Consider the following 23,632-nt stretch of genomic DNA (forward strand, 5'->3'; position numbering starts at 1 on the left):
GGTTGCATTGGGAATGGGTCAGTTTCGTGGGCCGTTTGGCCGCGACAGCACATAGGTCGCGGCACCTATCATGCAAAGCGCTTGGATCGCGATCAGCTGTGGGCGCAACCCGGCGATGATACTGCCGCTCAGGGCGGCGGTCATCATGATGACGGCGATGGCCTTGTACCGGGGCGCAATGGCCCCGTGCATCCGCCAATCTGCGATCATCGGGCCAAAGGTCCGGTGGTTTTCCAGATAGCTGTGCATGCGTGGCGAACCTTTGCTAAACCCAAAGGCCGCGAGAATGACAAAGGGTGTGGTTGGTAGCACAGGCAGCACCACTCCAATCGCCCCAAGCGCCAGCGCACACCACCCTAGCAGCAGCCAAAAGCCACGGAGCATTGTTCTTCGGGATGAGGGCGTGAATGGCACCTGGCGTCCTGATCTGGGTTGCTGACCTCAAGATAAGCCAAAGCTTGCCCGATGGAAGGGGATGGTGGAAGGTAAAGCGATATTTTGATCAGGTGATTTGATGGTAGCGATGAAAAAACCCCAACGAAAACCCGTGGTACATCCTGATGACCCTGCACGGCGAGCAGGAAGGGGATGAGATTGACTGGGAGCTGCATGAGAAGAATCGCAAGGCGTGGCATCGGTGGGCCGCAGGAGCGGTAAGCGATGAGCAGCGTAGCGAATTTGCAGGTCTTGCAGATATTACACGATTGGAGCTGTCTTCTATTCCTAGTCGGGCAGACGAAACTCATGAACGATATACTCAAGAAATGAAGCGGCGAAATGCCGACACCTTTCAAGTGCCCCGCATGCCGCGTCCAACTGCTTCAATCGAAATGCAGAACGTAAATTTCGATAGGCTTCTATGCTTGTCAAACTTTGTGATTCCAAAAGAGATGATCCTGTCCGGATCGAAGTTTCGCGAACAGCTGCACGTTGGTGGGGCGGTGTTTGTAGGGGCTTTCTTTGCTGAGAATGTAGCGTTCGAGAAGGGGAGCATCTTTTTTCAGTCCCGTTTTTTGCGGGATGCCTGGTGGGCCAAAAGTAGTTTTATTGGCGCAGCAAGGTTTATCAGTATTGGTTTTCAGGGTGCAGCGCGATTTGACAATACGCGATTTTGGCGGGCGAATGGTTCCTTACATGATGTGGCGAATTTTTCTAAAACTAGTTTCGAGAAAATCGCATCGTTTCGTGGGACGTATTTCGAAAGTGCAACGATGTTTGAAGACTGTAACTTTCTCGGGAGCGCAAACTTTAACGGTAGGGCCACGCGGCTTAATGGGGCGGATGAGCCTGCGGCATTTGCAGGCAAAACAAGTTTCAAAGGTGCACATTTTCACACGCGTTCAGATTTTGCGCGACGCCGGTTTGGTGTTCAGGACGGCGAGGCTGAAACGATCACCTTTGCAGATGTAATATTTGAAGGTCCCGTGTCATTCGAGGACGCAAAGTTCGCGCATGTTTTTCCGGGCCTTGATAACACAACATTTCCACATTCAACAAAGGTCACCGCCAAGCTAAGCCATTGGCCAAAACTTCGGCCCTCGCTACTAAGCCGCATTCGGAACCTGTACACCCGAAAGAGCAAGACCACCTCGGAACAAAAGCCGACGGAAATTCGCGAGGCTGCTTCACGCTTGCGACATGTGATGGCGCGGCAAATGATGCCCGAGGAAGAACATTTCTTTTTTCGATATGAGATGGGGGCCGCCGCCCGCGAAGGGGGATTTTGCGAACGGATTTTAAACCTTCCGACTTATATTTACGGAGCAATCTCTGAGTATGGCCATTCCATCGCGCGACCTGCAATCTTGCTTGTGGTAATGTGGGGATTTTGGGCGTGGGTCTACGTCACGTGTGCTAAGTTCACCGTAACCACCGCAATGGCGTTTTCCTTCGCGACAATTTTCCGCTTTCTCGGGTTTCAGCGCACCTATCTCGATGAAGAAACAAAGCGATTGGAAGACATCCCATGGATGGAACTTATTGCCGCTAGCCAAACCGTTGTCGGTTTTGTTCTATTATTCTTTCTTGGCCTCGGGCTGCGGACGCGGTTTCGGTTGCGGTAGGGTGGATCTTGATCCACCGCTACTTGTGGTTGTTTGCGCTAACAAGCTGCGCTAGGGTGATCTGGTTTGTGTTGGGGGAGAGCGCATGCAACCGGTTACCCTTGTCACCGGCCTGATGGCCGCAAATATCTTTTTATCTGGCGCGGCGTTTGCGGCGCTGGTTCCGTTTCGTGCGATTATCGGGATTGAAGAACTCGGGCTAAGCAATGCACAATTTGGCATCGTGATGGCCCTGAGTGCGCTGGGCGGGGCGGGGATTGCTTTGCTTTTGGGGAACCTATCTGATCGCGTGCAGGATCGCCGGTCGCTTGTGCTTTTGTCCGCGATTATGGGCGCATTGGGGTTGGCTGTCGTCTGGGCAATCCGTAGCCCGATTGCATTTACACTAGCCTTTTGTTTGCTGCTGCCCTTTGGCGGGGCATTGTTTTCGCAGAGCTTTTCTTATGCGCGGAGCTACTTTGATCGAGAGCGCCCTGCGCGGGCCGAGATCACGATGTCCTATTTGCGGGCAGGGTTTACACTGGCGTGGATTGTTTTACCGCCAATTGCTGGGTGGGTTGCGGTCAAGACCTCTTCGTTTGGGGCGGCGGGTTTGGCTGCGGCGGCGCAGGTCGGGTGTATTTTATGCGTTGCCTTGCTGTGGAAAGAGCCGAGTTCACGCGTAGGCATCAAAAAGCAAGTCGATGAAAGTGGTGCCCTGCCACCCGCGCATCTGCCGCTGGCCTATCGTTTTGGCATATTGGGCGTCGTTTGCGGCAGCATTGGATTGCAATTGAACATCGTCGCGCTGCCCTTGGTGATCATGCAAGACTTAGGCGGAAGCCTCGCAGATGTCGGCCTCAATGCGGCGATCGCGGCGGCCATTGAGGTGCCTGCAATGATTGGCTGGGGGTATCTCGCGCTTCGGGTGTCGAAGGAGATTATTCTGACGATTTCATGTGTCGTTTTCGCGGCTTATTTTGGCGCCGTTGTGATCGCCGAGACCGTGTTACAGGTCATGTTTGCCCAAGTGCTTGCTGCGATTGCAATTGGGGCGTTCCTGGGGATTTCCATCAGTTATTTGCAGGATGCGATCCGTGGCCGGGTGGGATTGTCGACATCGTTGATCGAGTTGACGAATGTCACCGCTGCTATGGTTGCGGCTGGTCTTTTTGCGGTTATGACGGGGGCAAGCTATGCGACATTGATGATTGGTGCGGCGTGGCTATGCGTGGTTGGTGCTGTGATGTTGGCCTTGGCCGAAGTTGTGCGCCGTAGGATCTGAAACGCAAAAGGCCACCCAGAGGGCGGCCTTTGTTGCGGCGGGGTGGATCAAGATCCACCCTACGCTAGTATCGCTTAGCGGCGGCGGTCGCGCCGTGATGACATTGGCTGGAACGCTACGCCGACATGGGCCTCGCAGTAAGGTTTGCCTTGTTGCACGCCAAGACCACAGAACCAGAAGTCATCGGTGGCAGGGTCGCCGACGGGCCATTTGCAGGTTTTCTCGGTCAGTTCCATCAGGCTGATCCGCTTCGAGGTTTTTTCGACCTCGCTCACTTTGGCCAATGCTTCGGGGCTGATTTCATTCGCAGACGGCTGAGGAGGTAGCGGTTGGCCCGCAGGAATAATCGCCCGACGCGCTGCCGAAATTGGGATGCCGTTCTCGTCGAGTTCGACTTCTTCTTTGACGGCAGGGACCGAAGCCGCCGCAGCAGGCGCTGGGGTAGGCTTGGGCTTTGGCGCTGGTTTGGGCGCGGCAGGTTTCGCGGCCGCTGCTGGTTTTTCTTTGGGTGCTGCTTTGGCAGTTGATGAACCTGCTGATCCAGCGCGGTTCGAAAGGCCCAAGCGGTGGACCTTACCAATAACGGCATTGCGGGTGACGCCGCCCAGTTCCTTGGCGATCTGGCTAGCTGACTGGCCTTCGCCCCACATCTTTTTGAGCGTCTCGACGCGCTCGTCAGTCCAGGACATATGGATTCCTTCGGTTCAGCGGTCCGCGCAAAGAAATTTGTCGGGCCTAAAGTCTGTTCAGACCTTATAATAGGCCTAGTATTTGCAGAAGTGAAGCCGAGGAACGCGGTTTTCCGTTCCTATGGCAGATTGGTCCCAATAGGCCCCGTTTTTAGATTTGATTGCCGGACCTCTGGTCAATTGCGCCCGATAGGTTATGTCACAAGTCCAAGCAAGAGGACATCTGATATGACCACAAAGACTGCAATGGGCGTGCGTCGCTTTGGACGCGTGAACTGGCTGGGTACCTGGACATTGGTCCGTCGTGAAATTCGCCGATTTATGAATGTCTGGTCACAGACTGTCATGGCCCCTTTGATCAATGCGGGGCTGTTTTTGATGATCTTTACCATTGCGATAGGGCCGCAGCGCGGCGACGTGATGGGTGTGCCCTTTATTAGCTTTCTCGCGCCGGGCATTTTGACGATGACTGTGATCCAGAATGCCTTTGCGAATACGTCGTCCAGTTTGGCCTCGGCTAAGGTGCAGGGCAATATCGTGGATACGTTGATGCCGCCGCTATCCGCCGGAGAATTGGTTTTCGGCTATGTCGGCGGGGCGGTTGCACGTGGTGCTTTGGTCGCCGTGGTGATCGCGATTGGATCGATGATCTTTTTGGGCGTTGGGATGCAAAACCCAATTTGGGTCATTTTGTTTGTCTTGCTGGGGTCCATCATGATGGGTGGTCTGGGCATGATCGCAGGGATATTTGCCAATAAGTTTGATCAGCTGTCGGCGATTTCGAATTTCTTGGTGACGCCCTTGGCATTCTTGTCAGGGACGTTTTATTCGATTGAGGCATTGCCCGGTTTCATGCAGGCGCTCAGCCACGCGAACCCTTTCTTTTATATTATTGACGGTGTCCGCTATGGGATGATCGGCGTCAGCGACAGTAGCCCGTGGGTCGGATTGCTGGTTGTATTGTTCGCCTGCTGTGCTGTGTTAACCGTCTGTTGGCGCTGGATGCGTACGGGCTATCGGCTCAAGGCTTAGGACCGTGTGCGGGCCTCGCGCCACGCCAATAGAATTGCGCCGCCGATAATAAGGGCGGCCCCGATCAGGCTAATATGGTCGGGGCGTTCGCTGAATACGATCCCGTCATAGAGCGTCGCAAAGATCAGCGTGATATAACTGAACGGCGTGACAAAGCTGGCGTCGGCACGCGCGACAGCATTGACAAAGCAGGCCTGCGCTGTGGCCATCAAAACACCAATCCCCACCAATGCAGCCCATTGCGCGCCGTTCGGCATCATCCAAACAGGAATGACCGCGATTGTCGCCATCATGAGCCCGAGCCCGTTGTTGATGAGGAGCACTTGAAACGGTGGCTCGCTATCGGCGAGCTTTTTCAGAAAGATCAGCTCCATTCCCATCAGAAACGCAGCGGCAAGGGCCAATAAGCCAGCAAGCTGAAATGTCTCGGCACCGGGTCGCAACAGGATTAATGCTCCGATCATTGCCGCAGCCGCAGCACCCCAACGCCACGGGCCGACACGTTCGCCCAATAATGGGATCGCGAGGATCATTGCGAAAACGGGGTTGAGAAAGCTAATCGCCGTGGCGTCTGACAGTCGCATATTTGCGGCGGCGGCAAACATCAGGCTTACGCCACCCCAGCCAAACAACGTGCGTCCAATATGAAGGCGCAGTTTGGGTTTTCCAAACTTGGGGCGCATAGCCAAGGCGACTATACTGATCGCAAGAAACGCAAATAGGAACCGCCCGTGGCTCACTTGAAGCGGGTGAAGCGCCGGCCCCAATGTTTCGGTGCCCAAGGTTTTGGCCAAGAGCATTGTTCCCGCGATGAAGGCAGTTGCGGTTACGATCAATGCGACGGCAAGCTGTGGGTTCTGTTGGCGCTGTTTCATTTGCGTATCTGTGACGCGATACGCGCGTGGATCAAGCCTAAATGCTGGGTGTTCATTTTTTATCTTCACGTCTTCAAGTATTTGCGCTAACGATCAGGCATGAAGATGCGCACAACATATGTAAGCCGACGCCGACGCTAATTTCGCGCCGCAATTTGTCACGTCTTCTTCAATCCCGAAATATTGACACTTAGCTCTTGGTCCTGCACCAATCGGGCTTATTAACAAGGATGATCGCCATGATCGCATCTATTTTGCCTACGTATTCACGTGCTCCGCTGACATTCGTGGCCGGCGAGGGGGCTTGGTTGACCGAGGCAGATGGGCGCCGATTTTTGGATTTGGGGGCGGGGATTGCGGTGAATGCCCTCGGTCATGCGAACCCAGATTTGGTCGAGGCGCTGACCACGCAAGCGCAATCAGTTTGGCATTTGTCCAACCTCTATAACATTCCGGCACAGCAGAAACTGGCGGATGCATTGGTTGAACAGTCGTTCGCGGATACCGTGTTTTTCACAAACTCGGGTACGGAATCTTGCGAACTGGCCGTGAAAATGGCGCGTAAGTACTGGTATGACAAAGGCCAACCCGAGCGGACCGAGATCATCACATTCTCCGGGTCGTTCCACGGACGTTCAAGCGCAGGGATCGCTGCTGCTGGCTCTGAAAAGATGACCAAAGGGTTTGGCCCGCTGCTTCCTGGATTTGTTCACCTCGAATTTGGCGATATTGCCGCGGTCAAAACCGCGATTGGAAATGAAACCGCTGCAGTTCTGGTGGAACCGATCCAAGGCGAAGGTGGTATTCGCCCGTTGTCTGACGCCGACCTCAAGGCGCTGCGTCAGATTTGCGATGATGCTGGAATTCTGTTGATTTTGGACGAAGTGCAATGCGGTGTTGGCCGGACGGGCAAACTGTTTGCGCATGAATGGGCCGGGATCACGCCTGACATCATGATGGTCGCCAAAGGCATCGGTGGTGGCTTTCCACTCGGTGCGGTCTTGGCCACAGAAAACGCAGCCTCGGGCATGACGGCAGGTACGCACGGGTCCACCTATGGCGGGAACCCATTGGCTTGTGCCGTTGGTGTTAAGGTTATGGAAATCATCGCAAATGATGCATTCCTGTCAGAGGTAAACCGCAAAGCGGCGCTATTGCGTCAAAAGCTAGAGGGGCTGGTCGCGGCCTATCCAGAGGTATTCACCGAGGTGCGCGGTGCAGGGCTGATGCTGGGTCTCAAATGTAAGGCGGTGAACACAGAGGTGGTGCAGGCAGGTTACGCACAGGGCGTTCTGACCGTACCTGCAGCAGATAACGTTATTCGCCTGCTGCCTCCTTTGAATATAAGTGACGAAGATATTGCTGTCGCGGTTGAATTGCTCGAGGCGACGGCAGCACAGATGTAGGTATTTTATGCGTAATTACGATTTTAGACGGTTTACTGACAACGACATCCCTTTGTTGCGCCAATGGCTGCATGTGGCGCACGTGAGGGCGTGGTGGCCTGATCCGGATCGACAAATTGCGCAATTTACCAAACATATGTCCGATCGTAACTTTGATATTCGGATGGTGAATTTGGCGAACAGGCCGTTTGCGTTCATCTTCGATTTTGACACGCGCGCATCTGGCAAAGCTGAGTTTTCGGATTTGCCTGCACGTTCGCGTGGCATGGGGACCTTTGTCGGAAATCCCGACTTCTTGGGGCCCGGTCATGCGACTGGCTATATCGAAGCACGTGTACATGATCTGCGCCGTAATCATGGTTTGGTTGCGGTCGGGCCAAATACCACCGATACAAGGACAATATCGATCTATCGTCAGGCGGGGTTCCAGCCCCGGCGATTGGCCGGAACCAACGATGGCAAACTTGTTCAGGTGATGACTCACCTGTGATTTACTGGCCCCACGGCCCAACTAAAAAGCGAAACCTATGACGCATTTTCTTGATATTCACACGACGCCCGCCGCTGATTTGCACGACATTATCCGTAATGGCCGTGCGATTAAGGACGCGCGCCAAGGGCTGCCCAAAGGCGCCCCTGACGCAGATCAGCCGCTTGCCAATCACATGGTCGCTTTGATTTTTGAAAAACCCTCGACCCGTACGCGCGTTTCGTTTGATGTTGGTGTGCGTCAGATGGGCGGGCAAACTATGGTGTTGTCGGGGAATGATATGCAGCTTGGGCACGGTGAAACGATTGCCGATACCGCACGGGTGCTGTCGCGCTATGTCGATATGATTATGATCCGTACATTTGAGGAACAAACGCTTCTTGAGATGGCAGAATACGCGACGGTGCCGGTGATCAACGGGCTGACAAATCGTACGCACCCCTGCCAGATTATGGCCGATATCATGACCTTTGAGGAACACCGCGGCCCGATCAAAGGCAAAAAGGTCGTCTGGTCGGGTGATGGAAACAACGTCTTCGCGAGCTTTGCCCATGCGGCCAAGCAATTCGATTTTGAACTGGTGTTTACTGGGCCAGAGCCATTGGACCCAGAACCTGCGCTCGCCGGGCTCTATACCACTGTGCGCGACCCGAACGAGGCCGTCAAAGGCGCTGATCTGGTTGTTACTGACACATGGGTGTCGATGCACGACCCGCAATCCGCGCGCGAACGTCGGCATAACCAGTTGCGCGGCTATCAGGTCAATGATGCGTTGATGGCCAAGGCAAATGACGATGCGCTCTTTATGCATTGTCTGCCTGCACACCGCGACGACGAAGCGACAAGCAGCGTGATGGATGGTCCACATTCGGTGATCTTTGACGAGGCAGAAAATCGGCTGCATGCCCAAAAGGCGGTGATGCGCTATTGCCTCGGTAAATAAGAAATAGGCCAGCGTCTGAATGGGACGCTGGCCTATCACGTAGGGTGGATTTTAATCCACCGCGCTTAAACGAAAGCGGTGCTCAGTCCAAAGAAAATGGTGGCCGAGATAAGCGCCGCAGCGGGTACTGTGATGATCCACGCCGCAATAATCGTCATAAAGTGAGAACGACGCACCAGTTTACGCCGGCGCCGTTCTTCGGGTGCGATCCGTTTTGCAGCGGGGCGCTTGGCTGATGATTTCCGGGCGCGACGTTCAGCGTGCCATTCGCGGAAAAAACCAACCCCAAAGACACCGCCCACAGCGATATGTGTCGATGATACGGGCAGACCAAGCCAGCTTGCGATGATCACAGTGATGGCTGCGGATAGGGCAACACAATAGGCGCGCATTGGGTTTAGCTTGGTGATTTGGCTGCCGACCATGCGGATCAGTTTTGGTCCAAATAGGATCAAGCCAAAGGAAATCCCAAAGGCCCCAATCACCATCACCCAAGTTGGAATGTCGACTTTACCAGCGAATGACCCGACGCTTTCGGCGTGGACAATCGCGGCAAGTGGCCCGACCGCATTGGCCACATCATTGGCACCATGCGCAAATGACAGCAAAGCAGCTGACAGGATCAGAGGGATCTTGAACAACACTTTGAGAGACTTGTTCCGGTTTTCAAGACCCTCGGACTGACGCCGAACCAGTGGTGCAGAAATCGCGTAGATAATGGCCCCTGTGACCAATCCGATCAAACAGGCTGTGAATAGATCAACTTTGATGATCTTCTTGAGGCCCTTCATCGCCAGATAGGTGGCAAAGACTCCGCCCATAATTCCGATCAATACCGGAACCCAGCGTCGCGCAGCGGCGATCTTGTCATCCTGATAGATGATCGCGCTCTTGATAAAGGCGAGGAATGCCGCAGCAATCACGCCACCAAGCAAAGGAGAAATCACCCAACTTGCCGCGATTGCGCCCATGGTTGGCCAATTCACGGCGGCAAACCCAGCCGCTGCAATGCCGGCCCCCATCACACCGCCAACGACCGAATGTGTCGTGGACACTGGCGCGCCGATCCAAGTCGCGAGGTTAACCCATAGCGCCGATGAAATCAGCGCTGCCATCATGGCCCAGATAAACACTTCGCCACTGGCGACGCTTTCAGGGTCGATGATCCCTTTGGAGATCGTTGATACAACGTCCCCGCCCGCGAGAAGCGCACCAGCGCTTTCGCACAATGCCGCGATCACAATTGCGCCGCCCATTGTCAGCGCGTTCGCACCCACCGCAGGACCCATATTGTTCGCGACGTCATTGGCCCCGATGTTTACGGCCATATACGCGCCAAACGCGGCTGCCGCGATCACCACATAAGAGATCGAGTCGCCCCCCAGAAAGAGCGTGCTTGCCAGTGCGGCTATGATGATAAACGCTAATGATACGCCCAATCCGACGAGCGGCTTGCTGACGTATTGGGTGGCATATTCGACAGAGCCAATGCGGTCCAGATCGCGGTCAAGCGTCTTCCATTGGTTGGTCGGTTTGGATTCAGGCATTTGGTCCCCCGATTATGAATTGGGGTGGCGTAACGCTAAATGGCTGCCGTCACAAGCTTGTTATCTTGTCCAATGCTATGCGTCGAATTTGTTAAGGACCTGCCGCAAACCGGGATCATCCACCATTTCAGCCGCCTTTTGCGGAGAGGCCCAAACGCGTTTGCGACGTTCAGCCTCTGGGTAGGTTTTGGATAGTTTTTCGACCTCGAACGGGTAAACTTTGACCTCGCAAGGGATCGTTGCCCCGTTGTCGAAACGTTTTTCCCCGATGAAGGTCTGTACGGCATCCTCGTCGGCAGAGGCTTTCTTAACGCCGCCTTCTTCCCACGCTTCTTGTTTGGCGGCTTCCACCGCGCTCAGGCCGTCAATGGGCCAGCCTTTGGGCAAAATCCATCTGCCGCTTGAACTGCTCACGAGCAAGACTTGCGTACCTTCTTTGCCGCGCCGATGGCATAGCGCAGCAACTTGCAACGCTGGGGGGCGTCGAAAGATAGGGCGCAGCACGCCCTGCCAAAGGTTTGCAAACAGCGAAGTCATAACCTGCTCTTCAATAGACTTATTTTATTGATGTTTTCCTAACATAGGGTGATTCGGATTGCAAATCGGGGTCATGTTCCGCGCGGTTTTGCGCGCAATGTTGGGTCAGCTTGGGTCGGGTCCTCGGGCCAGGGGTGACGCGGGTAGCGTCCACGCATGTCGCGGCGCACATCTGCATATGAGGTGGCCCAAAAACCAACGATATCTTGGGTGACCTGCACAGGTTTTTGCCCCGGCGAAAGCAGGGTGACCCGCAACGGCGTGTGCCCAACACTTGGGTGGGTGGTGACGCCAAACATTTCTTGTAGGCGTAGCGTGATTGCGGGCGCGTCGCCGTCATAGTCGATTGGAATTTTCCGCCCTAGCGGCGTTTCGAAATGCGCGGGGGCGAGTTTGTCCAGCCTTTGCATTTGGTTCCAGTCAAGCATGGCGCGCAGCGCGGGCAGGAAATCAAAGGCTTTCCAATCCGCAGCACTGCGCACCCCTCCGAGGTGGGGCAGTAACCAGTTTTCGAGGTCGCAAAGCAGACTATCATCGTCCATCGCGGGCAGGTCGTCGATCAGTGCGACCCGCGCGCGGAACCGATCCACCGCTGCAGATGGGCGAAGCCCAAGCTGTCGGATTCCAGCGATCATGGCTTTTGCGACTGCTTCTTCTGGCGCGTCGGGCCAATTGCGGTCATCCAGAACGAGCGCGCCCAAGCGTTCTTGGCGTCGTGTCAGCACTCGGTTTTCGCGACGGGACCAGCTACAGACGTCTTCCCACTCGATTTGGTCGCCAAATGTGTCGCGCAGCTCGCTTTCTGTAATGCTGATGGCTTGTCGAATGCGGGCTTCGCGATTGTCACCGTCTAAATCCGTGGCCACGATGAGGCGCTGCCCGGCAAGCGGATCTTCGGGGCTGAGCGCCGCGCCCTTTCCGCCCGACAGGATATAGCGCGGCTCTGTGCCCTTACGCCGTAAACCGATCCGATCAGGGTAGGCAAGCGCGGCCATGCAGGCCAATGGCATTGTGGCGACCTTGGGCAACCCTTTGGCCAGACGCGGAATTTCGGATTTGATTTGTGCGAGGGCAGATGGGTTGAGCTGGCCAGGCCCATCGTAACGGGCCGAGGCGGCCTGAATGCGAAGCCGCAGATCGGCGGGTGCACCGCGTAGTGGATCGCGCGCGGCCAAGAGCGCGGCCAGAGGCGCAGCCTGCGCTCCGGCAGTTTGCAACATATGTGCAAGCCGCGGATGTAGTGGAATTTTGGCAAGTGCACGCCCATGCGCGGTTATCTTGAGTGCGCCATCCAGCGCGCCCAGCCCTTGTAGCAACGCGCGCGCCTCTGCCAATGCGCCCTCGGGTGGTTGGCAGAGAAACATGAGGTCATCGCTGCCCCAGATCGCCATCTCGAGGGCGAGCCCGGCGAGGTCTGCAGCCTCGATTTCGGCGGGGGCAAAGGCGGGTAGGGCGCCGTCTTCGCCCTTTGTCCACATGTGGTAGGCGTCACCTGCGGCAACACGACCCGCGCGGCCTGCGCGTTGCGTCGCCTCAGCGCGGCTGACGCGTTCTGTCACCAATCGCGACATGCCAGAGCCGGGATCAAAGCGGGCGCGTCTTGCGCGGCCTGCGTCAATGACGACGCGAATGTCTTGGATCGTTAACGAGGTTTCCGCGATCGAAGTTGAGAGAACGATCTTGCGGCCGCTCTTGGCCGGGGCGATTGCTGCACGCTGTTCTTTGAATGGAAGCGCCCCATAGAGCGGTTTGACATGGCAGTCAGCGGGTAAGCGCCCTGACAAGTTTTGCGCGACACGGCGAATTTCACCTTCGCCGGGTAAGAACACCAACATACCACCAGATGTTTCATGGGCGGCTTTGATAACTAGGTCAGCAGCGGCAGATTCGAGCCGGACCCCTTTGGGGGTTGCTGTATCCAGATAGTGGTTGGTGACCGGAAAAGAACGGCCCTGCGATGTGATGATGGGCGCATCATCTAGCATGGTTGCAACGGGGGCGGCATCAAGTGTCGCTGACATCACGATGATTGCCAGATCCGGGCGCAGGACCTGCCGGACCTCCCAAGCGAGCGCCAGCCCAAGATCGGCGTTCAGGGAGCGTTCATGAAATTCGTCAAAGATGATCGCGCTGACGCCAGCGAGTTCAGGATCAGCTTGGATCATTCGGGTGAGAATGCCTTCGGTGACAACCTCGATCTTGGTGCCGGGCTTGTTGTCGCCGCGCATGCGGTAGCCGACTTGTTTGCCTGGGCTTTCGCCTAAACCCTCTGCTAGGCGCTCTGCTGCCGCTCGGGCGGCAAGGCGGCGGGGTTCGAGCATGATGATTTTGCCAGAAAACATGGCGGCATCATGCAAGGCAAGCGGTACGCGGGTTGTCTTACCAGCCCCCGGTGGTGCCTGAAGGACAGCACGCCCTGCGTTTTGCACGGCGGTGATCAGTTCAGGCAAGATAGGGTCAATGGGCAGGCTGGTCATAGGCTGTGTCTGGCCATTCAACGGTGGTGGGTCAAGACCCACCCTACGGCGTCACGCCCGCTTCCCGCCCGTAGGGTGGATTTTAATCCACCCGCGCAAAGAAAAAGCCCGGCTTTCGTTAGAAGAGCCGGGCTTTATCTACTTCAAAAGAAACAACTTAAGCAGCTTGTGCTTTCGCGATTTCTTTTTTCACTTTCAGCGCTTCTGCGGACAGCTCAGTGTCTTTGGCTTTCGCCATAAATGCGTCCAGACCACCACGGTGATCGACTGTGCGCAGAGCAGCGTTAGAGATTTTGAATTTGAACGAACGGCCAAGCACGTCAGACTGCAAAGTTACGTCTTGCAGGTTTGGCAGGAACCGACGGCGTGTACGGTTCTTAGCGTGGCTTACGTTGTTGCCCGACATCGGGCCTTTTCCGGTCAATTCGCAACGGCGCGACATGAGCGTATTCCTTGTCTTTTGGACACGGCCGACCCAAAAGTCAGGCCACCTGTCATACGGGTTAGGGCCCCGCGAACGCAGGGACGTGAATTGGATTAGCGCCAGATAGGCGGATTCCGAACACCCGTCAACCCGAATTGCTGCGCGCGGACGATCAATTTGCCCATGACAAAGGGCCATCTAGCGCAAAATCTGCATAGTCAATGCGCAGGGTCCTGCGTCTGCTCGGTGCTTGGGCTGGGATTGATCGGTGCAGCGTGAGCATTGGTAGAATCAGTATGTCACCACGCTGTGCAACGGTCACATTGCGTGGGTGGCTTTGTGCGATGTTTTCAGCCTGTTCTGATGGGATGATACCGTCGGTGTGACTACCTTCGGCAATTTCCATTGCGCCGGTGGTTGCATCCGCATCATCAATATGGACGCGCACAAAGAGCATGCGTTGCAGAATATTGACGGGCGGTTCGCAATGCCAGATGCCAGATTTACGTGTCCAACTGGTATAGCCGTTAATGTCATGGCGGTGGGAAACCGCGATGACCCGATCTTGGTGCCAAGGCAGTACCCAGTTTGACTGCGGTGTTTTGTCAAATGCCAACGCCCGAACGGGTTCCATTTTGGGGAATTGTTCTTGAACTGCCTGTGTGACCGGCGCAAGGCGATCACGTAAGGGGCGATCAAGCTTCAGCCTTTCGCCCGCACGTAATTTGTCGCCAAAAATAGCCTCAATTTCGCGCAGTGCCGGCGCGTCCAGCGCACCGCGGAGCCATATCAATTGGTGCGTCACTGTAGTGCCAACTTAATTGGCGCGAGGACCGATTCCGCAGCGGCAGCTGGGCTGGTTGCGCCCTCGCGCAATGCGGCTTCTGCCTGCGCGATGCGGGCACGTGTGGCTGGGTCGTCTTGGAGAATTTGCAACAGCCCCTGGCGTATGTCTTCGCCGAACCAATAGCTGGCTTGATCGAGCCGTGTGCGATCCCAGACGCCGGATTCGCGCCGCCAGTTGCTGAGTTCTTGCATTTGTTCCCAGGCTTCGGACAGTCCATTGGTTTCCAACGCCGAAACTGTGAGCGCTTTTGGAAATCCATCGGGGTCTTGGGGGCGTTTGCGCAAGAGGCGCAGCGCCCCGGCGTAATCTGCACAGGTTCGGGTGGCTTGCGGTTTCAGTTCACCGTCAGCTTTGTTCACGAGGATCAAGTCTGCCATCTCCATGATGCCGCGTTTGACGCCTTGTAGTTCGTCGCCGCCAGCGGGGGCGAGCAGTAGCAAGAATAGATCAGCCATCTGTGCGACCATGGTTTCAGATTGGCCGACGCCGACGGTTTCAATCAGTACGATGTCAAATCCTGCGGCCTCGCATAGAGTGACGGCTTCGCGGGTGCGGCGTGCCACACCACCAAGCTGCGTTTGGCTGGGCGAAGGCCGGATAAAGGCGTTTGGATCACGTGACAGATGTTCCATGCGGGTTTTGTCACCCAAGATAGACCCGCCCGAACGCGCTGATGATGGATCAACTGCCAGTACTGCGACTCTTAGCCCAACGCCTGTCAGCATCAGCCCAAAGCTTTCGATAAAGGTGGATTTTCCAACGCCGGGCGTGCCCGATAGGCCGATGCGCAAGGCTTGTCGTTCGGTGCCAAGCTGCCCTAATAGCTCTAGCGCTTGCGCCCGATGATCCGCGCGACCGCTTTCCACGAGCGTGATCGCCCGCGCCAACGCGCGGCGCTGCCCGTCTTTTACCCCGGCGGCCAATGCCGCAATATCCGTATGTCGTGTCATGGGCCTATTCATAATCGGGTGAGGGGACAGGTCAATCGCACGACATGTGACTAAACGCTGCGGTCACAGCGATTGCACCCATTCGGGCACGATGCTGGTGGCCGGACCGTAACGCCCGCTGTCAAATGCACCCGCCGCGTCGGTCGGCGCGAGGTTTAGTTCGCGTGTTTCACCGCGCGCCAGCTGCACAAGCCCGGCGGCAGGGTAAACTGTGGCGCTGGTGCCAATCGCGACGAATAGGTCGCTTTCACTCACCTTTTGTTGGATCGTTTCCATGGCATAGGGGATTTCGCCGAACCAAACGACATCTGGCCTAGTTTGGGGCGCGCTGCAGCGCGGGCAAAGATCGGTCGGGGTCATTATTATCGGGGCGTCCCAGCGTTCACCGCAATTGGCGCAAAGCGCGCGCAGCAGTTGCCCATGCATATGGATCACGTCTTTCGCCCCGCCGCGTTCATGTAGATCATCAATGTTTTGCGTGATTATTGTGACCTCATGCGCGGAATCAGATTGCAACTCTCCCAGCGCAAAGTGGGCTGCGTTGGGTTCGCTTTCGACACAGTTTGCGCGGCGGGCATTGTAGAATTCGTGCACAAGCGCCGGGTCAGCAGCAAAACCTTCGGGGGTGGCAACCTGGGTCAGGTCGTATTTCGTCCAGATGCCGCCCTTGTCACGAAACGTGCCCAGCCCGCTTTCGGCAGATAGGCCCGCGCCAGTCAGTATCGCGATTTTCATGACAGTCTCCTTGCGGTGTTTTGAGGGCTGCACGGATGATGACTGCATATGCAAAGCACGCCAAGATGGATTTTATGCGATGTCTAGTATCTGCCGTGCAGCAAGGATTATGTTAGGCAGGGGCCGCGCCTATCGGGGGCGACGGTTATTAAAAGCAAGGTATATCTATGCGCATCCTCTTTGTTTGCCTGGGAAATATTTGCCGCTCTCCTGCGGCCGAAGGGGTGATGCGCGCTATGGCACCGGACTTGATGATCGACAGCGCTGGTACCGGGCGCTGGCACGTGGGCGAACCGCCTTATCCGCCGATGGTCGCTGCCGCCAAAGCGCGCGGCTATGATCTGACCGATCTGCGTGCGCGGCAATTTCACGCCGCGGATTTTGATGCGTTTGACCTAATCGTCGCGATGGACGGGCAAAATCGCGACGATATTGAGCGATTGCGCCCTGTCGGAAATGATACGCCTGTTTGCTTGATGACAGAGCGAGGCGTAGCTGATCCTTATTACACACGCGACTTTGATGGCTGCCTCGACACGATCGAAGCAGCGGCGCGGACTATGCTACGGGAACGCAAACTTGGGTCGCCAATTCGCTAAACCCTTTGTAGCGTTTCCAGAACGCCTCTGAACTCGGGTTGTCAGATTGGCGGGTGTCTTGGGCCAATTGCGGTTCTTCAAAGAACTTGGCCGCACGCGACTGGTCGCGGCCCGACAGCGTTTGATTGGCAACCCCCTGAACACAACCACATAAGGCAGGCGAGGCCGCGCTGCGATCAGCAGCCATACAGGCCGAGCTGATCGGGCCTTGGGCATTGGGTACGCCGCTCGGGCGACCGCCGCCACATGATGATAATCCCATTAAAATGCCAATAAAAATCAAATACCGCATTTTGCCTCTCTCTGGCCGCTGTCTGCGCAGACGGTCCGACTGATGATGCCCTCAGACCGGATTATGACGAGGGAAGCGGCGCGATGCAATTGGGGAATATTAAGCGTCGGTCTCGGGGGTGAGAAACCCTGTTCACTTTCGCGGATCCTGTTCAGTGTTGTGCGAAAAACCTATATTTCGTAATTCGGACGTATACTTAGATGATGGCGCTTTGCAGCCGCATCCAATTGTGACGCAGCAACTGGATGTCTGGAGCTTCGATAAGGCTGGGGGCGAGTAAAGTGCGCTGGGATTTTAGGTTTACCAAAAAGAATGCTGATAGGATGCCCGATGTATGAGATTGTCACGCCATTTGAAGACAAGCCAGGAAAGACTGCTGTGCGGAACACGCAAACTGGATGCTTGTACTATCAGATCATAAGCTAAGGAATTGATGGGATTACGATCTTTCGATTTGAGATCGAATTGAGAGGAGTCGGCCGTTTAGCGGGCGATCTTGTGCAAGAGCGTACGCCATATCAAAGGCGTGCCAGAGAGCTTGGGGTCGATCATGAAAAGTACAATTCTTCGACGGAATTCTATGCAGATTTTGGGTTAGAGGTGGTGGTTACCAGTTTTGATTTGCCTTGGGAGAAGTTGGGCGACCATCAAATCACGGAAGTTAAAAGAGAATTTCTTAACCTTTACAATGCTGGAAGAAGTGGTCCAGTGCATAAGTTTGTTATTCCAATCTATCTTGCATTTAAGCCTAAGCAATTAGACAGAAGTTATTGGTCAACGTTCCCATTAGATCAGGAGGGTCGCTATCATGTTTGGCAATGAGAACACACTTCGGAACATGTTCGTCCGTTCCAACAGTGGGTAGGTCAGTTCGTACCTTGACAGTCCGTGGGGGCAGCTTCAGGCGACTTCTGTTAGATGTCTACCAATGAGCTCCAATTTGAGTTCTTTCTGAAATGCGCTTCTAAATCGAGGTTTCTGATGTTTTCCTTTGGTTTGACAATCTGAAGGCAACAATAGTTGCTTGTGCTGGTGTTCGTATTTTTGGAGCGCGCCCAGTGAACATATCTCAATCCACTTGCAAAACCCATGTTATTTAGCCAAAGACAGGGTCACACTTTGCACAGGGCCTCCCGTTCATGACTGACCTCGCTCATATCCGCAATTTCTCAATTGTCGCACACATCGATCACGGTAAGTCCACGCTTGCTGATCGGTTGATCCAAGAGACCAACACAGTGGCCGCACGTGATATGAAGGCGCAGTTGCTCGATAGCATGGATATCGAACGGGAACGTGGCATCACGATCAAGGCCAACACGGTGCGCATCGAATATCTTGCGGAAAACGGCGAGACCTATGTGCTGAACTTGATTGACACGCCCGGCCACGTGGATTTCGCCTACGAGGTATCGCGGTCCATGCGTGCGGTCGAAGGGTCGCTACTGGTCGTCGATAGCACCCAAGGGGTTGAGGCCCAGACGCTTGCCAACGTTTATCACGCGATTGATGCGGACCACGAAATCGTGCCTGTCCTGAACAAGATCGACTTGCCCGCGTCTGAATGTGACCGCGTGGCAGAACAGATCGAAGACGTGATCGGAATTGATGCCTCTGAGGCAATCCAAGTGTCGGCCAAGACAGGCGTTGGGATCAAAGAAACGCTTGAGGCGATCGTGCATAAACTGCCCGCCCCAACAGGCGACCGCGATGCACCGCTGAAGGCGATGCTGGTAGACAGTTGGTATGACAGCTACCTAGGCGTGATCGTTCTGGTGCGTGTGATCGACGGCACCATGAAAAAGAACGACAAGGTCAAGTTCATGTCGAACGGGACCATCCACCAGATTGATAAGATCGGTGTGTTCCGTCCGCAGATGCAGGACGTGGCGGAACTTGGGCCGGGTGAGCTGGGCTTTATCACGGCTTCAATCAAGCAGGTGCGTGATACCCGCGTCGGTGACACGATCACCACCGATAAAAAAGGTACGGAAACGCCGCTGCCGGGCTTTAAACCTGCGCAGCCTGTGGTGTTCTGTGGGCTGTTCCCCGTGGATAGCGCCGAATTCGAAGATCTGCGCGATGCGATTGATAAGCTGGCGCTGAACGACGCGTCTTTCAGCCACGAGATGGAAACATCCGCCGCGCTGGGCTTTGGCTTCCGTTGTGGTTTCCTCGGGTTGTTGCACCTCGAAGTGATCCGCGACCGGATTGAACGTGAATATAACATCGAGCTGATCACGACCGCGCCGTCGGTTGTGTACCACGTCTATATGCGTGACGGGTCGATGATCGACCTGCACAACCCCGCTGATATGCCCGATCTGACCCATGTGGATCACATCGAAGAACCCCGGATCAAGGCGACGATCCTTGTGCCGGATGAGTATCTGGGCGACGTGCTGAAACTGTGCCAAGACCGCCGTGGCGTTCAATTGGATCTGACCTATGCGGGTAGCCGCGCGATGGTGGTTTATGACCTGCCGTTGAACGAAGTCGTGTTTGATTTCTACGACCGCCTGAAATCCGTGACCAAGGGCTACGCGTCCTTCGATTACCAAATGACCGGCTATCAGCAGGATAATCTGGTGAAGATGTCGGTGCTGGTGAACGACGAACCTGTGGACGCACTGTCGATGATGGTGCACCGGGATCGTGCGGAACAGCGTGGCCGTGCGATGTGCGAAAAGCTCAAAGACTTGATCCCGCGCCACATGTTCAAAATCCCGATCCAAGCGGCCATCGGCGGCAAAGTCATCGCCCGCGAAACCCTATCGGCCCTGCGCAAAGACGTAACCGCCAAATGCTACGGCGGCGACGCCACACGGAAACGCAAACTGCTAGATAAGCAGAAGGCGGGTAAGAAAAAGATGCGTCAGTTTGGGAAAGTAGACATCCCGCAAGAGGCGTTTATTTCCGCACTTAAAATGGACAGTTAGGGCTACCAGAGTGAGCCTTGTTTTGTAGCTTCGACTGGGAATATCCCGAGTAACTGCCATGTTTGTGGCCGCTTCTGCATATTGCCTAATGCGAATACGAGACCTTTTTTAACATATTGTTCACAATATGTATTGCGGAGGTGTTCCAGAACTGCGTGTTCTTCCATTTCTCGCGATAACTTATAGAAAGTAGCTGCAGTTTCCCAATCAGCACAGGTTTTTTTATGTGGTCCTGAACCGTCTTGATAGTGCATCTTAAATTCGAAAGGGCAGGGTTGATAGGCTTCCAACTCTTTGTCCAACAATGATAATTGTGCTGCTTGTTGGATGTAAGACTGACGAGCAATATCCAATTCGTCGCTACTTCTACGAATCCACTTCAAATCTACATTGGTCGGCCGAATTACAGCTAGTGAAGCTCCATTTGAAATTGCTTCTTTTTCCGAGGATACAATACTCTTGTCTACAATAGACGATTTCTCAACGTCGCGCTTAACCTTACCTACAATCTCGATTGTTTCTTCATGAACGCGACAACTTTCTTTTCTAGAATCGGTTGTCGGCGCACTGTGTTGGCACTGCACTATATCCCATCGACTGAATGCCTTTTCACCACTAAGCTGTCGAAAACGTATTGGAAACAACCGTTTCCATTGGCCCCTATCGTCTATGCCAGCACAGCAAACGGTTTCGTTGTGCTTCTTACTCGGCTGCGGTGAGGCTTTCACGAGGATTGTGACGCGGGATTGAGAAATCATTCAAAAGATACTTTTCGGGTCGGTCAGCAATTAAATTGAAGACCTCAAAACCGGCTTCAATGGCTTCATCAGCTATGATTGAGCGGTGGCAATGGGTCGCACATCTCTCAAAACACATCATGCACGTGAGTTTGGTTGAAGCAACCTTTAGTAGATCAGAAAGAGCCTCACGTGTACCGGGTTTTGACATATGTTCGTAAAATATTCGTTCAAAAGTAACAAAGTCGCCGGATTTTGCTGCATCACGGCCAGGCTTAGGGTCGCCTAGCTTTTTATAGTGGCGGTATTCGATGCCTGCCTCATTAAGCTTTTCATTAAGAGCATTCTTTGACAGGCCTTTTTTGCGCGACAAGGGCAATTCACGCACATCAGCAAGTAGCTTTACGTTCAAGTTTACCAACGTTTCGATCAATTGATCGACATTAGCGCCTTCATAGCCAATAGTGTAAAGCTTGTTCATATTGCTCTCCTTTGGCACTTGAATCCTAAACAAGGGCCTCGATTAACCCGCCAAATGCATGTGCTTACCAAACAGCAATATGGGGGCTTTGCAACACGATACTGTTTCAATGGGCAGATTGCATGCCAAATCTCCGATTTGGCAGCGCCCGGACCTCCCCCATGGGGAGGGCGCTTCGCACCCACCCCGAGGTCCATGCGCGGCGTGCCGCCTCTAAGGCAGTGCCCGCAAAGCCAATCCTTAAAGATCGTTCTGCACCTCTTGGCTTTCTTCGGTAATCGCTTCACCTGCGTTGGAGATGTCTTGGCCTGCACCTTTGATTGTTTCACAGGCGCTTAGGGTAAAGGCAGCGAGGGTGAGGGGGATGATGAGTTTGGTCATTGGCTTTCCTTTCGGGTTTATCGTCATGTGACAAACCCGGAAGCCGCCGAAAAAGTTCCGCCGGAAAGCCGCGCAACTTGCGTATCAGTCTTAGCCAATGCGGAGCAGACTGATGTATTACCTTCCCCACGCCTTTGTTATTGTCATGGGTGGCCTAAGCGTTGCGACCTTTGTGACCTCTTGTCTAGTCTAGCTCGCGGCCCCCAGAAATGCCCGCACGGCGGCTTCGAATTCGCGCGGCTTTTCGGCATGCAGCCAATGGCCTGCGCCCGGGATTTTGGCGAATTTCGCATTGGGAAAGAGCGCTTTGATGCGGTCTCGGTATTCGGGCAGCACGTAGCGCGAGTTTGCGCCCGATAGGAACAAGGTCGGCCCATCAAAGCGGCCTGAAACCTGCGGGAAACCGACGATCTGCGCCATGTCGCGGTCCAGCACGTCCAAATTCAGTCGCCAGCGCTTTTCTTTCATATCAAGGCTTTGAAGCAGGAAATCGGCAACGCCGGGTTCAAGGTCTCCGAGCTGTTCTTTGGCTTCTGATCGGTTGGTCACGGCCGAAAGATCCGCGTTGCGCATAGCGTTGAGCGGCCCGGCTTGGGTGTGTTGATAGGCGATGGGTGCAATATCGGCGACGATCAGGCGCTTGACCTTTTCGGGATGGGTCAGGGCCAGTACCATGGCGGATTTGCCGCCCATCGAATGCCCCAAAACGTCGCTTGGCTCTGCGATTGTTGCGGCTAAATCTCCGGCCATATCCGCGTAGCTTTGGCTGTCGTACCATGGGCTGTTCCCGTGGTTGCGCATATCTACGGCCGTGACTGGGCGCGTGTCCGATAGCCGCTTGGCGATGACGTTCCAGTTGCGTGAGGACCCAAACAGGCCGTGTGCAATCAACAGGGGTGTTACGGCAGGGCCGTCGTAGTGTACCGTGTTCAACATGCATCTGTATTAGCGCTATTTCGCCGAGAGACACCAGAGGCATTGAGCCAAAAACAAAACGCGATTAGCAGGTCTTCATGGTCCATATGGTTGAACAGAAAGTCACCGAACTTAGCGCGCTGCTTGAGGAAAAGCTGCGGGTGCGCGGTAGCAGTTTTGCGACCCAAGTGCGCAAGGCAGGGCGGACTTTGCCACGCCACATCCGCCGGGACATGAAATACCTGATCGAATCCGCTGAGCTGGTGCAAAACCCAAAACTCGCCCGGATGGTCAACGAGGCCCGTGTCGAACGCGCCCATCGCAATGCCGTGGCCTATCTGAACAGCGTTGACCCTTGGGAGCGCCGCAAGACCACGATCCTGAACATCACTGCCTCGGTTGCATTCGTGCTGATCGTGGTCGGTGCGCTATTGCTCTATGTTCTGGTGCAACGCGGATATGTTTAGGGCTGACGTAAGAATTTTGGCTCTACGTATTCTGTAAGCCAGACGTCATTTTCAGAGCGATAAAATGCGTGCCCTGCAGTGTGCATTGATTTTGCATCAACGTGAAAAATTACCGCTTTGCCATAACGCTGTCCAACTTGGGTGGCTGTTTCGACGTTGTCGGTCAGATGAACGTGCTGACGTGATTGTTTTCTTAGACCCTCTGTCACGATTGCATCTACAAAACGTGTGGCTGTCCCGTGATAGAGAGTATCAGGCGGTGTTTGTCGCTGTAGTCCGAGGTCAACCGGAAAAGAATGCCCTTGGTTCGCGCGAACTTGCGCTTGGTCAGGTGAAAGTGAAAAGCGTTTTTTGTCACTGGTCGCAACGATATCCAAAATCTCTTGAACTGAGAGTTTCCCGCCGGATTTATTCGCGATCTGGGCAACGGACCCCCAACCTTGGGTATCTAACTCAACGCCAATTTCGTCGGGTTTGTGCCTAAGAACGAAACTCAAGAATTTGCTCTTGTTTGTGAGTTCATCGGCCATTCAAAAATCCAT

General features: G+C 54.8%; 26 protein-coding genes. 10 read left to right on the forward strand and 16 right to left on the reverse strand.

Annotated elements, in window-relative coordinates; genetic code table 11:
- Window positions 1-18 precede the first annotated feature (18 nt).
- Entirely contained in the window at window positions 19-384 is a 366-nt protein-coding gene (locus TW80_RS01385; RefSeq protein ID WP_045995585.1) for a YbaN family protein, read from the reverse strand.
- A gap of 176 nt (window positions 385-560) precedes the next feature.
- Here TW80_RS01385 and TW80_RS18250 point away from each other — a divergent pair, with 176 nt between their 5' ends.
- On the forward strand, window positions 561-2,063 hold the full coding sequence (locus TW80_RS18250) for a pentapeptide repeat-containing protein (protein WP_045995586.1): 1,503 nt from the start codon (window positions 561-563) through the stop codon (window positions 2,061-2,063).
- 85 nt (window positions 2,064-2,148) lie between these two features.
- Window positions 2,149-3,327, forward strand: coding sequence for an MFS transporter (locus TW80_RS01395; protein ID WP_045995587.1), 1,179 nt, complete (start codon window positions 2,149-2,151; stop codon window positions 3,325-3,327).
- A 74-nt stretch (window positions 3,328-3,401) separates the two neighbouring features.
- Here TW80_RS01395 and TW80_RS01400 read toward each other — a convergent pair whose 3' ends face one another.
- Window positions 3,402-4,016, reverse strand: a complete 615-nt coding sequence (locus TW80_RS01400; RefSeq protein WP_045995588.1) for a GcrA family cell cycle regulator — start codon at window positions 4,014-4,016, stop codon at window positions 3,402-3,404.
- Between the two features lie 228 nt (window positions 4,017-4,244).
- On the opposite strand from TW80_RS01400, the gene TW80_RS01405 reads away from it, so the two are divergent.
- Window positions 4,245-5,048 carry an ABC transporter permease gene (locus TW80_RS01405; RefSeq protein WP_045995589.1) on the forward strand — a complete coding sequence of 268 codons (804 nt, stop codon included), beginning with the start codon at window positions 4,245-4,247 and terminating at the stop codon, window positions 5,046-5,048.
- Here the strand turns inward: TW80_RS01405 and TW80_RS01410 are convergent.
- The gene (locus TW80_RS01410) at window positions 5,045-5,923 is read right to left on the reverse strand and encodes a DMT family transporter (RefSeq protein ID WP_045996933.1); all 879 of its coding nucleotides are present in this window, start codon (window positions 5,921-5,923) and stop codon (window positions 5,045-5,047) included. The genes TW80_RS01405 and TW80_RS01410 overlap by 4 nt on opposite strands.
- Before the next feature lie 239 nt (window positions 5,924-6,162).
- Between TW80_RS01410 and TW80_RS01415 the strand changes: the two genes are divergently transcribed.
- From TW80_RS01415 to argF, 3 genes are read left to right on the forward strand one after another with little or no spacing between them, the layout of a single operon-like run.
- Entirely contained in the window at window positions 6,163-7,329 is a 1,167-nt protein-coding gene (locus TW80_RS01415; protein ID WP_045996934.1) for an aspartate aminotransferase family protein, read from the forward strand.
- 7 nt (window positions 7,330-7,336) lie between these two features.
- Window positions 7,337-7,819: a GNAT family N-acetyltransferase gene (locus TW80_RS01420; protein ID WP_045995590.1), complete on the forward strand. Its 483-nt coding sequence runs from the start codon at window positions 7,337-7,339 to the stop codon at window positions 7,817-7,819.
- Window positions 7,820-7,856: 37 nt separating this feature from the next.
- Window positions 7,857-8,762, forward strand: coding sequence for an ornithine carbamoyltransferase (argF, locus tag TW80_RS01425; protein ID WP_045995591.1), 906 nt, complete (start codon window positions 7,857-7,859; stop codon window positions 8,760-8,762).
- Window positions 8,763-8,827: 65 nt separating this feature from the next.
- Here the strand turns inward: argF and TW80_RS01430 are convergent, their stop codons facing one another.
- The 7 genes from TW80_RS01430 to TW80_RS01460 all read right to left on the reverse strand — a co-directional run bounded on the left by TW80_RS01430 (window position 8,828) and on the right by TW80_RS01460 (window position 16,279).
- Entirely contained in the window at window positions 8,828-10,309 is a 1,482-nt protein-coding gene (locus TW80_RS01430) for an inorganic phosphate transporter (protein WP_045995592.1), read from the reverse strand.
- Between the two features lie 75 nt (window positions 10,310-10,384).
- Entirely contained in the window at window positions 10,385-10,846 is a 462-nt protein-coding gene (locus TW80_RS01435; RefSeq protein ID WP_045995593.1) for an NUDIX hydrolase, read from the reverse strand.
- 71 nt (window positions 10,847-10,917) lie between these two features.
- The gene (gene hrpB / locus TW80_RS01440; protein ID WP_045995594.1) at window positions 10,918-13,323 is read right to left on the reverse strand and encodes an ATP-dependent helicase HrpB; all 2,406 of its coding nucleotides are present in this window, start codon (window positions 13,321-13,323) and stop codon (window positions 10,918-10,920) included.
- 157 nt (window positions 13,324-13,480) lie between these two features.
- Window positions 13,481-13,765, reverse strand: coding sequence for a 50S ribosomal protein L28 (gene rpmB / locus TW80_RS01445; RefSeq protein ID WP_045995595.1), 285 nt, complete (start codon window positions 13,763-13,765; stop codon window positions 13,481-13,483).
- 154 nt (window positions 13,766-13,919) lie between these two features.
- Window positions 13,920-14,552 (reverse strand): phytanoyl-CoA dioxygenase family protein, encoded by a 633-nt coding sequence (locus TW80_RS01450; protein WP_045995596.1) that lies wholly within the window; start codon window positions 14,550-14,552, stop codon window positions 13,920-13,922.
- Entirely contained in the window at window positions 14,549-15,544 is a 996-nt protein-coding gene (gene meaB, locus TW80_RS01455; protein WP_045995597.1) for a methylmalonyl Co-A mutase-associated GTPase MeaB, read from the reverse strand. The genes TW80_RS01450 and meaB overlap by 4 nt, the downstream gene beginning before the upstream one ends.
- A gap of 63 nt (window positions 15,545-15,607) precedes the next feature.
- Entirely contained in the window at window positions 15,608-16,279 is a 672-nt protein-coding gene (locus TW80_RS01460; protein WP_045995598.1) for an NAD-dependent deacylase, read from the reverse strand.
- A gap of 161 nt (window positions 16,280-16,440) precedes the next feature.
- On the opposite strand from TW80_RS01460, the gene TW80_RS01465 reads away from it, so the two are divergent.
- The gene (locus TW80_RS01465) at window positions 16,441-16,878 is read left to right on the forward strand and encodes a low molecular weight protein-tyrosine-phosphatase (protein WP_045995599.1); all 438 of its coding nucleotides are present in this window, start codon (window positions 16,441-16,443) and stop codon (window positions 16,876-16,878) included.
- On the opposite strand, the gene TW80_RS01470 is transcribed toward TW80_RS01465, so the two are convergent.
- A complete protein-coding gene (locus TW80_RS01470) occupies window positions 16,838-17,170 on the reverse strand; it encodes a hypothetical protein (protein WP_045995600.1) in 333 nt (110 codons plus the stop codon). The two genes, TW80_RS01465 and TW80_RS01470, sit on opposite strands and share 41 nt — an antisense overlap.
- 498 nt (window positions 17,171-17,668) lie before the next feature.
- On the opposite strand from TW80_RS01470, the gene TW80_RS17960 reads away from it, so the two are divergent.
- The gene (locus TW80_RS17960; protein ID WP_157033183.1) at window positions 17,669-17,992 is read left to right on the forward strand and encodes a hypothetical protein; all 324 of its coding nucleotides are present in this window, start codon (window positions 17,669-17,671) and stop codon (window positions 17,990-17,992) included.
- Window positions 17,993-18,309: 317 nt separating this feature from the next.
- Window positions 18,310-20,109, forward strand: a complete 1,800-nt coding sequence (gene lepA, locus TW80_RS01475; RefSeq protein ID WP_045995601.1) for a translation elongation factor 4 — start codon at window positions 18,310-18,312, stop codon at window positions 20,107-20,109.
- A gap of 2 nt (window positions 20,110-20,111) precedes the next feature.
- Here the strand turns inward: lepA and TW80_RS01480 are convergent, their stop codons facing one another.
- The 4 genes from TW80_RS01480 to TW80_RS01490 all read right to left on the reverse strand — a co-directional run bounded on the left by TW80_RS01480 (window position 20,112) and on the right by TW80_RS01490 (window position 22,644).
- Complete coding sequence (locus TW80_RS01480; protein WP_162197144.1) at window positions 20,112-20,867, reverse strand: hypothetical protein; 756 nt, start codon at window positions 20,865-20,867, stop codon at window positions 20,112-20,114.
- Window positions 20,812-21,327 (reverse strand): DUF488 domain-containing protein, encoded by a 516-nt coding sequence (locus tag TW80_RS01485; protein ID WP_045995602.1) that lies wholly within the window; start codon window positions 21,325-21,327, stop codon window positions 20,812-20,814. The genes TW80_RS01480 and TW80_RS01485 overlap by 56 nt, the downstream gene beginning before the upstream one ends.
- Window positions 21,328-21,567: 240 nt before the next feature.
- On the reverse strand, window positions 21,568-21,708 hold the full coding sequence (locus TW80_RS17770; RefSeq protein WP_071210172.1) for an entericidin A/B family lipoprotein: 141 nt from the start codon (window positions 21,706-21,708) through the stop codon (window positions 21,568-21,570).
- Between the two features lie 189 nt (window positions 21,709-21,897).
- Window positions 21,898-22,644, reverse strand: coding sequence for an alpha/beta fold hydrolase (locus tag TW80_RS01490; protein ID WP_045995603.1), 747 nt, complete (start codon window positions 22,642-22,644; stop codon window positions 21,898-21,900).
- A 77-nt stretch (window positions 22,645-22,721) separates the two neighbouring features.
- On the opposite strand from TW80_RS01490, the gene TW80_RS01495 reads away from it, so the two are divergent.
- The gene (locus TW80_RS01495; RefSeq protein WP_045995604.1) at window positions 22,722-23,090 is read left to right on the forward strand and encodes a hypothetical protein; all 369 of its coding nucleotides are present in this window, start codon (window positions 22,722-22,724) and stop codon (window positions 23,088-23,090) included.
- Here TW80_RS01495 and TW80_RS01500 read toward each other — a convergent pair.
- Complete coding sequence (locus tag TW80_RS01500; protein WP_045995605.1) at window positions 23,087-23,620, reverse strand: RNA 2'-phosphotransferase; 534 nt, start codon at window positions 23,618-23,620, stop codon at window positions 23,087-23,089. The two genes, TW80_RS01495 and TW80_RS01500, sit on opposite strands and share 4 nt — an antisense overlap.
- Window positions 23,621-23,632: the final 12 nt, after the last annotated feature.

Source organism: Loktanella sp. S4079 (assembly GCF_000967725.1).
Lineage (GTDB): Bacteria > Pseudomonadota > Alphaproteobacteria > Rhodobacterales > Rhodobacteraceae > Yoonia.